14 protein-coding genes and 1 pseudogene are annotated in these 14,444 nt (G+C 66.4%); 8 read left to right on the top strand and 7 right to left on the bottom strand.

From position 1 onward, the window contains the following. Positions 1–240 precede the first annotated feature (240 nt). Positions 241–999, bottom strand: coding sequence for an SDR family NAD(P)-dependent oxidoreductase (locus BOQ54_RS07535; RefSeq protein WP_071923630.1), 759 nt, complete (start codon positions 997–999; stop codon positions 241–243). A gap of 265 nt (positions 1,000–1,264) precedes the next feature. Here BOQ54_RS07535 and BOQ54_RS07530 point away from each other — a divergent pair, with 265 nt between their 5' ends. The 6 genes from BOQ54_RS07530 (at position 1,265) to BOQ54_RS07505 (ending at position 8,534) form a co-directional block, all read left to right on the top strand. After that, positions 1,265–2,005 (top strand): ATP-binding cassette domain-containing protein, encoded by a 741-nt coding sequence (locus BOQ54_RS07530; protein WP_055460034.1) that lies wholly within the window; start codon positions 1,265–1,267, stop codon positions 2,003–2,005. Next, on the top strand, positions 2,005–3,060 hold the full coding sequence (locus tag BOQ54_RS07525) for an ABC transporter permease (protein WP_063185867.1): 1,056 nt from the start codon (positions 2,005–2,007) through the stop codon (positions 3,058–3,060). Before BOQ54_RS07530 ends, BOQ54_RS07525 begins: the two co-directional genes overlap by 1 nt. A gap of 172 nt (positions 3,061–3,232) precedes the next feature. Next, a complete protein-coding gene (locus BOQ54_RS07520; protein WP_055460036.1) occupies positions 3,233–4,165 on the top strand; it encodes a sugar-binding protein in 933 nt (310 codons plus the stop codon). A gap of 116 nt (positions 4,166–4,281) precedes the next feature. Further along, positions 4,282–5,364 carry a substrate-binding domain-containing protein gene (locus BOQ54_RS07515; protein WP_055460093.1) on the top strand — a complete coding sequence of 361 codons (1,083 nt, stop codon included), beginning with the start codon at positions 4,282–4,284 and terminating at the stop codon, positions 5,362–5,364. A 153-nt stretch (positions 5,365–5,517) separates the two neighbouring features. Beyond that, a complete protein-coding gene (locus tag BOQ54_RS07510; RefSeq protein WP_245316318.1) occupies positions 5,518–7,761 on the top strand; it encodes an ABC transporter permease in 2,244 nt (747 codons plus the stop codon). Continuing rightward, entirely contained in the window at positions 7,758–8,534 is a 777-nt protein-coding gene (locus BOQ54_RS07505; protein WP_055460038.1) for an ATP-binding cassette domain-containing protein, read from the top strand. The genes BOQ54_RS07510 and BOQ54_RS07505 overlap by 4 nt, the downstream gene beginning before the upstream one ends. A 63-nt stretch (positions 8,535–8,597) precedes the next feature. Here BOQ54_RS07505 and BOQ54_RS07500 read toward each other — a convergent pair whose 3' ends face one another. Beyond that, positions 8,598–8,819, bottom strand: a complete 222-nt coding sequence (locus BOQ54_RS07500) for a DUF378 domain-containing protein (RefSeq protein WP_055460039.1) — start codon at positions 8,817–8,819, stop codon at positions 8,598–8,600. A 76-nt stretch (positions 8,820–8,895) separates the two neighbouring features. Further along, on the bottom strand, positions 8,896–9,399 hold the full coding sequence (locus BOQ54_RS07495; protein WP_071923628.1) for a fasciclin domain-containing protein: 504 nt from the start codon (positions 9,397–9,399) through the stop codon (positions 8,896–8,898). A 167-nt stretch (positions 9,400–9,566) separates the two neighbouring features. Here BOQ54_RS07495 and BOQ54_RS07490 point away from each other — a divergent pair, with 167 nt between their 5' ends. Continuing rightward, positions 9,567–10,151 carry a helix-turn-helix domain-containing protein gene (locus tag BOQ54_RS07490; RefSeq protein ID WP_063185861.1) on the top strand — a complete coding sequence of 195 codons (585 nt, stop codon included), beginning with the start codon at positions 9,567–9,569 and terminating at the stop codon, positions 10,149–10,151. A 29-nt stretch (positions 10,152–10,180) separates the two neighbouring features. Here BOQ54_RS07490 and BOQ54_RS07485 read toward each other — a convergent pair whose 3' ends face one another. Both BOQ54_RS07485 and BOQ54_RS07480 read right to left on the bottom strand, forming a co-directional pair. Further along, on the bottom strand, positions 10,181–11,218 hold the full coding sequence (locus BOQ54_RS07485) for a LacI family DNA-binding transcriptional regulator (RefSeq protein WP_055460041.1): 1,038 nt from the start codon (positions 11,216–11,218) through the stop codon (positions 10,181–10,183). A gap of 79 nt (positions 11,219–11,297) precedes the next feature. Next, positions 11,298–12,188 (bottom strand): PfkB family carbohydrate kinase, encoded by an 891-nt coding sequence (locus BOQ54_RS07480; RefSeq protein WP_071923627.1) that lies wholly within the window; start codon positions 12,186–12,188, stop codon positions 11,298–11,300. 240 nt (positions 12,189–12,428) lie between these two features. Between BOQ54_RS07480 and phnF the strand changes: the two genes are divergently transcribed. Further along, positions 12,429–13,154, top strand: a complete 726-nt coding sequence (gene phnF, locus BOQ54_RS07475) for a phosphonate metabolism transcriptional regulator PhnF (protein ID WP_157672343.1) — start codon at positions 12,429–12,431, stop codon at positions 13,152–13,154. A gap of 3 nt (positions 13,155–13,157) precedes the next feature. Here phnF and BOQ54_RS07470 read toward each other — a convergent pair. Together BOQ54_RS07470 and BOQ54_RS20365 are read right to left on the bottom strand one after the other, a co-directional pair. Next, positions 13,158–13,481, bottom strand: a pseudogene (locus BOQ54_RS07470) (acetoacetate decarboxylase family protein); the annotation flags it as partial. Between the two features lie 157 nt (positions 13,482–13,638). Next, complete coding sequence (locus tag BOQ54_RS20365) at positions 13,639–14,370, bottom strand: cold-shock protein (protein ID WP_055460045.1); 732 nt, start codon at positions 14,368–14,370, stop codon at positions 13,639–13,641. Between the last annotated feature and the right edge of the window lie 74 nt (positions 14,371–14,444).

Genomic DNA, 14,444 nt, shown 5'->3' with positions numbered 1-14,444 from the left:
GCGGGCCTGACGGGACGGCAGGGAACAGGCGCAGGGCCGATGCGCACGCGCTCGTTCCATCCAAACGACGCCTTCGGAAGTTCTGTGCTCGAATCCCCGGAGGCGCACGCCGCTTCGCCCGGTGCGACGGGTATCGACGTTGCGCCTCAAGGCGCATGGCCGGGGTCCAATTGCCCGCAACAGCCAAGGGCGGGATTGCCGGCCGTCAGCCGGCAACCCTCACTGTGGACGACCCTCGCCTCACACCCAGCCGCCGTCGACGACGTAATGCTGGTTGGTGCAGGCGGAAGCCTCCTCCGAGGCGAAGAAGACGGCGACGCGGGCGACGTCGTCGGGCACCAGCTTGCGCTTCAGGCACTGGCGCTGCATCAGCTCCGCCTCGCCCTCGGGTGTCAGCCATTTTTCGATCTGCCGCTGCGTCATGATCCAGCCCGGCGCGATGGCGTTCACGCGGATGTTGTCCGGTCCATAGTCGCGCGCGAGCGAGCGCGTGAGGCCGAGCACGGCGGATTTGGCCGCGGTATAGGCCGCCATGCCGCCCTGCCCGACCATCCAGGACACCGAGCCGAAGTTGATGATGGCGCCGCCGCCGGCTGCCTTCATGTCCGGCAGCACAGCCTGGGCGGCGAAGAACTGATGCTTGAGATTCACGGCGATACGATCGTCCCAGTATTCCGGCGTGACCTCCTCCGTCGGATGGCGCTCATCGTGCGCCGCGTTGTTGACGAGCACGGCCACGGGACCGAGCGCGGCACGGATGCGCGCGACGGCCGCGCGCAGAGCGGCGATGTCGGTCAGGTCCGCCTCCTCGAAATGCACCTGCGCGCCCGAGCGCGCGAGTTCGGCGACAAGGGCGCGCGATTCGTCGCCCTTGATGTCGATGAAGCCGACCTTCGCCTTCTGCTGCGCGAAACGGCGCACGATCGCCTCGCCGATGCCTGAGCCGCCGCCGGTGACCAGCACCACCTTGCCGGCAAGATCCGGATAGATCGCCCCCATGACCATGTCTCCCTGAGCCGAGCGCCTGGAAGCGGCTGCGCGCCCCACGCGAGCCGCGGCCGCCACCTTTCGATGCCCGCACACTAGCGCCATGCGACGAATGTTCAACGATAATGACATGCGCACCTCAGAATTTTTGAGGTGCACCGCAAAAATGAGTTGCGCACCGTCATCCGATTGGGCATCGTCAGCCCCAGGGAGCCGCCATGAAGAGCGGCCTGCCGGATCATCCGTGGACCGGCCAAGACCAGGGGAGGAATGACATTTGGCGCTTCTCGAACTGAGGGGAGTGGGCAAGGAGTTTGGCGCCATCCGGGCGCTGGGCGACGTCGATCTTGCCATCGAGCCGGGCGAAGCCGTCGGCCTGATGGGGGACAACGGCGCGGGCAAGTCCACGCTTGTCAAGATCATCGCCGGCAATTTCGCGCCGACCAGCGGCAGCATCGCCTTCGACGGGCAGCCGGTTCATTTCACGCGGCCGGTGGATGCGCGCGACGTCGGCATCGAGGTCGTCTACCAGGACCTCGCGCTCGCCGACAACCTGACCGCCGCCGCCAACGTGTTCCTGGGCCGCGAGCTCCGGCGCCGCGTGGGCCCCTTCAGCTTCCTCGATCACGGGGCGATGAACCGGCGGGCGGGCGAGCTCTTTGCGGAGCTGAAGTCCGAGACGCGCGCCAACGACGTGGTGCGTGCCATGTCGGGCGGCCAGCGCCAGGCGGTGGCCATCGCCCGCACGCGCCTGTCGGACGCCAAGCTCGTGCTCATGGACGAGCCGACAGCCGCCATCTCCGTGCGCCAGGTGGCGGAGGTGCTGGACCTCATCCGCCGCCTCAAGGACCATGGCGTCGCCGTCATCCTCATCTCCCACCGCATGCCGGACGTCTTCAGCGTCTGCGACCGGGTGGTCGTGCTACGGCGCGGCCGCAAGGTGGCCGACAAGGCCATCGCCCAGTCCAGCCCCGAGGAAGTTACGGCCCTCATCACCGGCGCCAAGGAGGCCGCATGATGGCGAGCGAGACCTCATCTGCGTCCGCGGGCGCCATCAAGACGGGCGACTTTGCCAATGTCGGACGCGCGGCCTGGTGGCAGCGCGGTTTCTTCGCCAGCCAGACCGCCTATGTGGCGGCGGCGCTCTTGGCCATCGTCATCGTCATGGCCCTGATGAGCCCGGCTTTTCTCTCGGCTGGCAACGTTGCCAATGTCGCCAAGAACTTCTCCTTCATCGGCATCGTGACGCTCGGCATGACGCTCGTCATCGTCACCGGTGGCATCGACCTGTCGGTCGGCTCGGTCATGGCGCTGTCGGCCATCGCCTGCGCCATGGCGATGCAGGCCCTCGCGGGCACCGGCCTCGGCAGCGTGCCGTTCGCCACCATGACGCTCGCGATCGCGGCGGGGCTCGGCGTCGCCGTCCTCGTCGGGCTCACCAACGGGCTCCTCGTGGCGCGCGTCGGGCTGTCGCCCTTCGTGACCACGCTCGGCATGCTGTCGATCGCGCGCGGCCTCGCCTATGCGGTGACAGAGGGGCGAGGCCAGACGCCGGCGGGGCCGGACATCGATGCCTTCTACGCCTTTACCGACGGGACGATCCTCGGCGTGCCGATGGCGGTCGTCTATCTGCTCGGCCTCGCTGCGATCCTCGGCGTCGTGCTGCACCACACGGCCTTCGGCCGGCACGTCTTCGCGCTCGGCGGCAACGAGAAGGCAGCGGCGCTCACCGGCATCTCGGTCGAGCGGGTCAAGGTCTCGGTCTATGTGCTGTGCTCGCTCTCGGCCGGCTTCGCCGGCATCCTGATGACGGGCTGGCTCGGCTCTGCACCGGCCAATCTCGCAACGGGTTACGAGCTCACCATCATTGCGGCGGCTGTCATCGGCGGGGCGAACCTCGCCGGCGGCATGGGCGGGCCGGCGGGTGCCGTCATCGGCGCGCTGCTCATCGAGGTCATCCGCAACGGCCTGGTGCTCGCGGGCATCAATGCCTACTGGCAGATCGTGCTCGTCGGCATGATCATCATTCTCGCCGTGCTCGTGGACCGCCTGCGCAGCGGCCGCGCGGCCTGAGGATGCGCCCCGGCGAGCCGGGGCGAACACCCGTCATCCGGCGCGGGGCCTTGCCCCGCTCCCGATACTGCCCGATTGCCGGGCCAAGAAGCACAAGCTGAAGCGCGACAGACACGACAGGCCATGACCCTTCGCCAACGAGGGGCGCCCATCACCGAGGAGGAGGAAACCCATGCGAAAGATGCTTCTGGCGGCGGTGGCACTCGCCGCTCTCACCCTGCCTGCCACGGCGCAAACCTACCGCTTCGCCGTCGTTCCCAAGGCGATGAACAACCCGTTCTTCGACCTTGCCCGCGACGGCTGCGTCAAACGCGCCAAGGAGCTCGGCAACGTCGAGTGCATCTATAAGGGCCCGGTTGAACACGAGCCGGCGAGCCAGGCGCAGATCATCCAGGATCTCATCGCCCAGAAGGTCGACGGTCTCGCGATCTCGGTTTCGGACGTGGCCGCCGCCACACGCTCGATCAAGGCGGCGGTCGATGCGGGCATTCCCGTCATCACCTTCGATGCCGATGCGCCGGGCTCGGCGCGCACCGCCTATATCGGCACCAACAACAAGGACTTCGGCCGCGCGCTCGGCGAGATGCTGCTGCAGATGCGCCCCGAGGGCGGCAAGTTCGCCATGATTTCCGGCGGTCCGGCGGCCAAGAACCTCGCCGAGCGCGTCGAGGGCGTGCGCGAGGTGCTGAAGGGCTCGAAGTGGGAGGAGATCTCGGGTTCGCCCCTGTTCTGCAACGACGACATCGCGCTCGCCGTGCAGCAGATGCAGGACCTCAAGACGGCGAACCCCGATCTTGCGGCCATCGTGCCGGTTGGTGGCTGGCCAATGTTCGCGCCCGAGGGCTTCAGGAGCTTCGCCTCGAAGTACAAGAAGGACCTGGAGAGCGGCAAGTTCACGCTGGTGGTCGCCGACACGCTGAAGGTGCAGCTCGAGCTGCTCAAGGACGGCTTTGCCAACGGCCTCGTCGGCCAGCGCCCCTTCGAGATGGGCGAGAAATCCATGGATGCGCTGCTGGCACTCAAGAAGGGTGAGAAAGTCGAGGAGCTCATCTTTACGGGCCTCGACCGCGTGACGCCGGCCAATGTCGGGGAGATGCTGAAGTAACCAGCGGCCGGCCCCGCAACGTCTCCGGCGCTCGCCGCGCCGGAGACGCGCAGGAAGACAACGAACGAACCGGGGAGGTTCAAACCATGAAGCGCTTTTCGATGACGCGCGCTACCATGACGCGCTGCTTCGCCACTGCCGCACTGGCCGCGGGCGTATCGCTGCTGTCGGTTGCAGCGCATGCCCAGTCGGGCGCGCTCGAACGGGCGGTGGGCGGCTATTCCTTCGACGACGCGGCCAAGGAGGCGCCGGGGACGAAGGACTTCAACTCCAAGGACGGCAAGCTCACCTTTGCCATCGTCACCCACACGGCTGGCAACGGCTTCTTCGACCCGACCTATGTCGGCGCCAAGGTGGCGGCCAACGCCTTCGGCATCAACCTGCTGATGCTCGGCTCGGAAGCGCCGGTCGACGACATCCCGCGCGAGATCCAGATCCTCAACCAGATCATCAACGATCCGACCATCGACGGCGTCATCATGACGACGCCGCAGTCGGGCGCCTACGACGACATCGTCAAGAAGCTCATGGAGCGCGGCATCCCCGTCGCCACGACCAATTCGCACGACCCCAACCTCCTCAACCGCTCGCAGATTTCGCACACGGGGCAGGACGCCTCGGCGGCCGCCATCGGCGGCGAGGCCCTCGTCAAGTGCCTCGTCGACAAGGGGGTGAAGGGCGGCTCGATCATCTTTCCCTCCACCACGACGCTCGGCAACGTCGAGGTGAACAACCGCATCAAGTCGGCCTTCGAGGCCACGGTCAAAGCCCTCAACGCCGCCGGCAAGCTGAAGGACTTCAAGGTCGACGCCGGTCCCGAGAACATCGGCATCGACGTGGACGCCAACAATATCGTCGGCTCGGTGGTGACGCTCATCGAGAGCCGCAAGGACGTGGTGGGCGCCTTCGCCGCCAACGGTTTCGTGACGCCGGCCCTGGGCGATGCCATCAGCCAGTTGAAGCTCAACGACAAGGTCTGCGCCTTCGGTTTCGATCTCGGCCCCAAGCAGCAGGAACAGATCCGCACCGGCGCGCTCACCGGCTCGCTGGGCCAGCAGCCGTTCCTGCAGGGCTTCTGGCCCGTCGCGCAGCTGTACCTGCAGATCGACCGCGGGATCGCGGCGGCCAACCTCGACACGCGCGCCCAGCTCGTGACCAAGGAGACCGTCGACACGGTCGGCAAGCGTTTCGAGAACTGAACCGTCTGCCCGCCGGCGCCCCTGCGGCACCGGCGGGCCGGCCAAGGCGACGCGGCGCGAAGCCGCGCAACGGACGACACAAGGAACATCGGGATGGCAATTGCGGCGACAGCCGGTCGGCCGGAAACACCTCGTTCGCCCCAGCACCTTCCGATGCAGCTCGTCGGCGGCTGGGAAGCGGGCCTCCTTGCCTTCATGGCCCTGCTCTATCTCGTCGGGGTCCTTCTCAACCCGACCTTCTTCGGCTCGACGGACGCGATCTCGGCGGTCCTGCGGGATACGGCCCGCTACGGCGTGATGGCCGTCGGCATGACCTTCGTCATCGTCAACCGCGACCTCGACCTGTCCGTGGGCTCGACGCTCGGGCTCACCGCCGTCGCCTTCTCGATCTTCTTCTCGCCGACGCATTACGGCCTGGACGCGGTGCCCGCCGCCCTCCTCTGCCTCGGGCTCGGCCTCGCCATCGGCCTCGTCAACGGCGTGCTCGTCGCCATCCTGCGCGTGCCGCCGTTCATCGCCACGCTGACGATGCTCTTCATCGGCCGCGGCCTCGTGCTCGGCCTCACCGGCGGCAAGACCATCGGCTTCGACCTCAAGGCGCAGGGCTACTGGCTTTTCGCCATGGGCGAGACCAATGCGCTCGGCTTCAACAACCAGATCCTCATCTTTCTCGTTTTCGCCGTCGTTGGCGCCTTGGTCCTCGCCAAGACGCGCGTCGGCTATGAGACCTATGCGGTGGGCGGCAACGAACAGGCGGCGCAATATGCCGGCATCGCGACCAAGGCCGTGCGCATCCGCGGCTTCATGATCTCGTCCTTCTGCGCCGCGGTCGCCGGGCTGATGAACGTCACGCAGGACAAGGGCGTCACCTCGCAATACGGCCAGGGGGCGGAGCTCATCGTCATCGCCGCCGTCATCGTCGGCGGGGCCGCGATCGCCGGCGGGCGCGGACGTGTCATCGGCGCATGCCTCGGCGCGGCCCTCGTCGTGCTCATCGACAAGGTGTTGCGCGAGGGCATTCCCGTCACGCGCACCATCACGGTGGGCGGTGTCGAGATGGAGGTGCAGGCGCTGGCCCAGCTGCCGCCCGGCGCCGTGCCGGCGTTCCTTGGCTTTATCCTGCTCGCGGCCGTGCTGATCGAGCCCTGGGTGGTACGCGGCAATGTCTTCGGCCGCCTCAAGGCGTGGCTCACGGGCTCCGAGCCGCCGCCAAGCCTCGATCCCGGCGGCGCGGCCATCGTCGGCGTCAAGACCTTTGGCACGGCGAGCGACGCGCGCAGCGTCGGTGCCCGCGGGCTCAGGGCCTTCCTGCACCGGCGCGATGCGGCGGCCATCGTCCTCGTCATCGCGCTGTGGCTCGTCGGCATGTGGCTGCGGCCGGACTTCTGGGGCTCGCTCAACAATTCCTTCAACCTGCTGCTCGCCTTCTCCGAGGTGGCGCTCCTGTCGCTCGGCCTCACCTATGTCATCGCCAACGGCGACATCGACCTGTCAGTCGGCTCGGTGCTGGCCCTGTCGGGGGCCGTCGCGGCCTATGTGATGAAGGAAATGGGGGGCGATCCGCTGCTCGCCATCTCGCTCGCGCTCGCCGCCGGCGCCCTGTGCGGCGCCGTCAACGGCTGGCTGACGACGCGCTTCAATCTGCCCTCCTTCGTCGCCACGCTCGGCATGTTCTACATCGCCCGCGGACTTGCAGCCTGGATCGTCTCCGGCCGCCAGCTCTCGGGCTTCCCGGAGCGCTTCAACCTCATCGGCCGCAATCTCTACGAGGTGCTGTCCTATTTCGGCATGCCGCCGCAGACGGGGCTGTGGCTGGAGGTGACGCGCGCCGTGAGCGTGCAGACGCTGTTCCTCCTCCTCGTCGCGATTGTCGCCGGCATCGTCCTCGGGGCGACGCCCTTCGGCCAGAAGGTGTATGCGACAGGCGGCAACGAGCGAGCGGCGAGCTATGCGGGCATCGACACGAAGCGCGTGCGCTTCCTGTCGCTCGTCTTCTCGGGGCTGTGCGCCGCGGCGGCCGGCGTCATCTACGTCGCCTTCTACCGCAGCTTCAACCCGTCCGCCGGCCAGCTGCGCGAGCTCGACGCCATCGCCTCGGTGATCATCGGCGGTGGCTCCATCTTCGGCGGCTACGGCACTATCATCGGCTCGCTCGCGGGGGCTGCCGTCATCACGCTCATCCGCTCGCTGCTGTCGCTGCAGGTGATCCTCGCCAATGGCGCCTCATTCGTGCTGCCGCAGCACTGGATGAACGTGTTCATCGGTCTCATCCTGCTGATTGCCGTGATCGGGGACATCTGGTTCCGCCAGAACAACGTCTTCGGCGAGTGGCGCCGTCGCCGGCAGCTCGCGGCCGCCGAAAAGCTGAGACTGCATCAAGGGAGCAAAGGCGCATGACGACGCCGATCATCGAGATGCGCGGCATCATGAAGCGCTTCGGCGCGGTGCAGGCGCTCAACAACGTCAACTTCCGCCTCATGCCTGGCGAGATTCTGGGCCTCGTCGGCGACAATTCAGCCGGCAAGTCGACGCTGATGAAGGTGATGACCGGAGCCTACCAGCGCGATGCGGGTGAGGTGCTCGTCAATGGCGAGGAAACCCACTTCCGGAGTCCGCACGAGAGCCGCGACCGTGGCATCGAGATGATCTACCAGGACTTCGCCCTGTGCGGGAACATGGACGTCGGACAGAACATCTTCCTTGGCCGCTGGCCGAAGCGCTTCGGTCTCTTCGTTGACCGACCGAAGATGTATGAGGAGGCACGACAGGTGCTGGGCCGCCTCAAGGTGGACGTCAATTCGGTGTTCCAGAAGGTCGAGAGCCTGTCGGGCGGGCGCCAGCAGTCCGTCGCCATTGCCCGTGCCATCTCCTTCGAGCCCAAAGTCATCATCTTCGACGAGCCCACGGCCAACCTCTCCGTGATGGCGACGGAGCGGCTGCTGGAAACGATGGCGGAACTGAAGCGCCAGGGCGTGGCGCAGGTCATCATCTCGCACCGGCTCACCGACATCTTCGAGGTCGGTGATCGCATCATGGTGCTGAAGCGCGGCGAGAACGTCGGCGATCGCTACATCGCCCACACGAGCGAGAAGGAGGTGCTGGAACTCATCGTCTCGGGCACGCCCGACACCGCGCTGACCGCTGACGAGGCTCTTCGGCAGGCTGCTTGATGTCGCCTGACGACCGTATAAAGGGCGAGAGGCCCGGCCCTGCGGCCGGGCTTCATCGTCTGTCTATCCCCGCTCGGCCACGACCTCGCCCGCCGAGATCGCCGAGAACAGAGGCATGACCTGCCAGGCGGCAGAAATGCCTACGACGGTGTAGACAATCCGTGACAGAACGGATGCCTCGCCGAACAGGGCTGCCACCATATCCAGCCCGAAAAGCCCGATGAGGCCCCAGTTCAGCCCGCCGACGATGATGAGGGCGAGCGTCGTCAAATTGATGATCTTCATTGCCTCCTCCATCGATGCTCGCACGCCCGGCCCAAGGCACTCCACGTCAGCGCGGGCGCAACGATTCTCTCGAAGTTCATGATTCCGGCGGGAGGATAACCTTGTCGATGACGTGGATCGTGCCATTCGAGGCGGCGATGTCTGTTGCCGTGACCGCAGCATCGTTTATCATGACCTTTCCGGATTTCTGAGTGATGCTGATCATCTTGCCATTCACGGTTGTGGCCTTGTCGAGTTTCACGACGTCGGCAGAGGCGACATTGCCTGGCACGACGTGATAGGTCAGCACCGCGATCAGCTTCTCCTTGTTCTCGGGCTTCAGGAGACTTTCGACCGTTCCCGGCGGCAGCTGTCCGAAGGCATCATCGGTGGGAGCGAAGACCGTGAACGGCCCCGATCCCTTGAGCGTCTCGACCAGCCCGGCCGCCTTGATCGCCGTTGCCAGCGTGCTGAACTGACCGGACGCTGTCGCCGTTTCGACGATGTCCTTGTCTCCTGCTGCCCGAGCCGGAGAGCCGGCGAGCACCATGCCGATGGTCACAGCTGCGACCGCCGTCTTGCAGGCGAGCTTGAAGGTCATCACTGCTACTCCCTTTTCTTGAATTGTCCGACGCTATCCGCGACCAAATTCACTTTATGGGAAAACTGATTTTCGTCATTGTAAATTTATCGTGATATGAAATTGATTTTTCATACAGTGATAATATCATCGCGTGCTGCGGATTGAGAAGAAACATCGAGGTGGACATGCTGTCCGAAACGTTGACGGTCGAGCTTCAGCGCTATCAGATCGGCCCGCGCATCCGCACCTTGCGCCTGAAGAAGAAACTGGGCCTTGCCCAGCTCGGGTCCCATACCGGGCTCTCCACCGCGATGCTTTCGAAGATCGAGCGCGGCCAGCTCTTCCCCACCCTGCCAACCCTGCTGCGCATCGCAATGGTATTCGGCGTCGGCCTCGACCACTTCTTCAGCCGCGAAACGCCCCGGCCGCTGGTGGCTGTGGTGCGCGCAAGCGAACGCCTGCGCCTGCCGTCACCACCCGGTGACGAGCCTCCGGCCTACTTGTTCGAAAGCCTCGACTATCCGGCAACCGACCGCAGGATGGAATCGTTCTACGCGGAATTCCCGCTCGACGCGCAGCCATCGGCGCCGCACCAGCACGGCTCAGCTGAATTCGTCTATATCCTCGAAGGCGAACTCGAACTCTCCGTGGCCGGCGAAACGACGCCTCTTTCGGCGGGCGATGCCGTCTACTTCGACTCGAGCGCGCCGCACAGCTACTGCCGGCGGGGCCGTGCCGTCTGCAGGGCCCTGGTGGTGACTGCGGCGTGAGGGGACGCCAACGCCGCCAATCGCCCTGATCAGGGTATGTTGTCCCGCAAGAAGATGTCGATACGGATGCGCTCCTGCTCGGGCAGGATGGGCTCGCCTGTACAGTGGGCGAGGAGCAAGCGCGCGGCCGAGCGCGCCTCGTGGCCCGCATCCTGGTTGATGACCGCGTCCATGATGCCGCGCACGAGAAAGCGCTTGGTGTAGGCGGTCAGGTCGTGGCCGATGAAGACGATATCCCGCTCCCGGCCGGCTGCCTCGAGGGCGGCAGCGATGCCGCGGTTGCCGGCGCCGACATTATAGATGCCGACGAGATCAGGATGGGCGGCGAGGATGTCCTCGGTCACCTTGCGCGTCAGTTCGGAATCGTCGCGCCCCTCGCGCAGCGGCAGGGTCCTCAGGTTGGGGAACTCTCCGTTCACCACCTGCATGAAGCCGAACTGCCGCTCGGCGTGGTCGCGCAGGGCGAGCGACCCGGCGATGAGCGCGACAGATCCCTCGCGCCCCCCTGAGAAGCGCCCCATTAACGTGCCGGCCGTGCGACCGGCGGCCGTGTTGTCGATACCGACATAGCGCAGCCTGCGCGAAGTCGGCGCGTCTGACACCAACGTCACCACCGCCGAGCCGCGGGCGACGAGATCGTCGATGGCGGCCCGAACGCGCGGATGATCGAGCGCGATGACCGCAACGCCGTGATAGCGCCCCTCCAGACGCTCGAGCGCGGTGGCTAGAACATCGGGATCGAAGACATCGACATGCAGCATGTCGACAAAGGCCCGCTGGGTGACGAGCCACTCGGCCGCCACTCCCACCTGTTCCTCGAGATTGCTCATGAAGGTGTTGGTGCCCGTCGGCAGGATGAAACAGAAACGGAAGGTCTCCTTGCGCGCCAGCCGCGCAGCGACGGGATCGGGCCGGTAGCCGAGCTTGGCGATGGCCGCCTGCACCTTGGCGGCGGTCTTCTCGCGCACGCCGGGGCGCCGGTTGAGCACGCGGTCCACCGTCGCGAGCGACACGCCCGCCTCCCGCGCGACATCCTCCAGCGTTATCCGTTCGGCGATCATGCTCATGATAGAGGCATGTTGCCCTCATTTTCTGAGGTGCGCAACGCAAGATCACCCCCGGCAAGACAGAAAACGCCCGGCCAGCCTAGCCTCGGAGCAGATGCTCCACCTCCGCCCGGCGGGGGGCGCCGCGGCCACCGCCGAAGCGCGTGCACTTGATGGCAGCGGTCGCATTTGCAAAGCGTACGGCGGGGCGGGGCGCCATGCCCTCCGCCAGGGCAAGGGCGAGCGCGCCATGCCAGACATCGCCGGCCCCCAGGGTATCAATCACATCCACCGCAAAAGCCGGTTCGTGCGCGACCTTGCCGTCCTCGATGAAGAAGACGCCGCCTTCTCCCGTCGTCACGGCAAGCCAGCTGTCACGGAGGCGCGAGGCGAGGCTGCGGAGCCCTTCCCGCGGATCCTCCAGCCCCGTCCGTTCCCGCAACGCCTGTGCGCTGAAGGCGATGTGACTCGCGGCATCGAGGACTCCCGGGTGATCCGGGGCCCGGTCGACGTCGAATACCGCCGGCACGCCGGCCGCGCGGGCTAGCATGAAGATCCGCGCCGCCCCCTCCTGCCAGCGCGTGTCGCCGAGCACGGCGCCGGTTCCCTGCGGCAGCGCCGCGGGAAGGCTCTCCACGGCGGCGGGGTAGCGCGGATCGGAATAGCTGATCACGGTGCGCTCGCCGGCCGCATCGACGAGGATCGCCGACACTGGCGAACGCAGCCCGCCGAGGCGCACGACACCGCTGCAGTCGACGCCCTCGTCCGTGAGCGAGCCCACGATGTCGTCACCGACGCGATCGTCCCCAAGGCGCGCGATGAGTCTGGCCCGGCCGCCGAGGCGCGCGATGGCTACGGCCGCATTGCCGGCGCAACCGCCCGTCGTCACGGCAACATCCCGGGCGCGATATTTCTCTGCCCGTGTCGGCAGCGCGTCTAGTTTGTAGACATAATCGAGGGTGGCGATGCCGATACACAGGACGGTTTGCATTCAGGGCTCGATATGCGGCCGCACGCGTGCGAGACTTGACAAGCGGCGATGCCAGCATGACGGACGCACGTCAAGATGCCTTGCGCGGATCGCGCGCCATTCTAGCCCCTCGGATATATGGGTGGTTTTTTACATCAACGGGATGCATTAATTTGGATAAGTAGAATTTTACTTTATTTTTCGGCATATGAAGAAGCGAACAGGCTCGCTATGAACGATTGCCCTTCCTTTTCCGATGGCTTGCCTCTTGATCGAACAGCTTCCGTACCCGTCTGGCGACAGATCCTGAGCGACATCGAGTTCGAGATTCGCGGCGGACTCGTGGCGTCGGGTCAGAAGCTTCCATCCGAGCTGGAACTGTCGCGGCGCTACGGGGTCAATCGCCACACGGTCCGCATGGCGCTACTCAAGCTGGCGGACAAGGGCCTCGTCGTCTCGCGGCAGGGGGCCGGCGTCTTCGTCACGGACGAGCAGCCGGAATACCGCATCGCCCGCCAACCCAGCACGAGCGAACTCGAGCAGGCCATGAATGATGCGGCCACCGGCGAACTCATCGCCTCCTACCGCCGCCCCACGTCGCACTATCTCGCCGGCCTGCTGCAGATCGACAGGGGCGGCGAGTTGCTGGTGCTGGAGACGCTGCGCCAGGCCGGCTCGCGCCTGTTGTCCTACGGCTATCACTATTTCGACGCCGCCCGTTTCGCCGGCATCGACACCGCCTTCGCCCGACTGCGCAGCCTGTCGGCCACCCTTGCGGAGTTCGACTGCCGCAGACTCCTGCGCCGCGCCACCTGGATCGACACGCGCATGCCCCGCAAGGTCGAGGCGGCGGCGCTCGGCATCGATCTCGACGAGCCGGTGATCGTCCTGAGCTATGTGGACACGGACGGGGAAGGCCGCCCGGTCCTGTTCGGCAACACAGTGCTGCGCGGCGGCACCGTGCGCGTGCGTGTGGAAACGACCTGAGCCTCGCGCCAGATAGACGTGGGCGACGCGCCCTCGCCCGAGCGTCAGATCGGCGACGAGATGCAGGGCGGACACGACTTCGAGCACCGGCAGTTCCGCCACCGGCGCCAGCGCATGCGGGTTGAGCGACAGGGCCGCGAGCCCCGTCCACGGCCCTTCGACGACGACGTCCTCGAGGAAATATACGACGAGTTCGCAGATGCGCGGCGTGCCATCGACATGCGGGATGATCTTGAGCGGGAAGTTCGGCTGCATCAGCGCGGCCCGCACGGCATCGAGACCGGCGCTGCGATGCTTGTAGCCTATCGTTCCGGTCGCCACGCACACGCGGATCTTGTCGGGGCAGATCTTGCCGGGCGAGATCTTGCAACGACCTTTCACTGACGGCAAAACTTTGCCGCAACGCAGCAAAAAGCCGCGGGCGCAGCCGCCCGCGGCTTTTTCATCATGGACGCCCGAAGATCGCCGAGGCTTGCGCCGCCGGTCAGTCGGCGTAGGAAATCATCGAGGCTTCGCGGCCCTTGGCGCCGGCGACAACGCTCATGTTGACCCGCTGGCCCTCGGCGAGATCGGCGATGCCGCCGCGCTGCAGTGTCGAAGCGTGGACGAACACGTCACGGCCACCGTCGTCGGGCTGAACGAAGCCGAAGCCCTTGTCACGGTTGTACCACTTGACCGTGCCCGCCATCTCCTCGGCCGGCCCTTCCGGAATCCGTGGGGCGAAGCCACCACCACCGGCACGCGGGCCACGCGGGGCGCGCGGCTGCGGCGGCAGGTCCTCAAGCTCGAGCACCTCGGCGACCTGGTTGCCCTTCGGCCCCTCGCGCAGGCGCACGACGATGCGTGCTCCCGGCTCGGCCCCGCTGAAGCCGGCAGCTTCGAGCGAGCGCATGGAGAGGAAGGCATCGCCCGACCCGTCCTCGCAGGCGACGAAGCCGAAGCCCTTCTCGGGATTGAACCACTTCACCGTCGCGTCCGTCGGCGGGCCGGCCGGCGCCGCAAAAGCATCGCGCGACGGACGACCGCCGAAGCCACCTTCGCGGCCCCCGAAACCGCCGTCACGACCTCCGAAGCCGCCATCACGGCCGCCGAAGCCTCCGTCGCGACCGCCGAAGCCACCGTCGCGCCCCCCGAAACCGCCGTCACGGGAGTCAAAGCTGTCGCGACGGCCACCACCCCTGCGGCGGGCGTCACGGTTATCATCGTATCGGTTCATACAGGATATCCAACTGGGAGAGTTTTCATCATACCCGAAAACACATGGCCACGCCATGCGGCAGGCCGAGCGGT

This window comes from Chelatococcus daeguensis, assembly GCF_001887265.1.
Classification (GTDB): domain Bacteria; phylum Pseudomonadota; class Alphaproteobacteria; order Rhizobiales; family Beijerinckiaceae; genus Chelatococcus_A; species Chelatococcus_A sambhunathii.
Note: the sequence above shows the minus strand (reverse complement) of the source record. Positions and strands in the feature narration are given on the sequence as shown.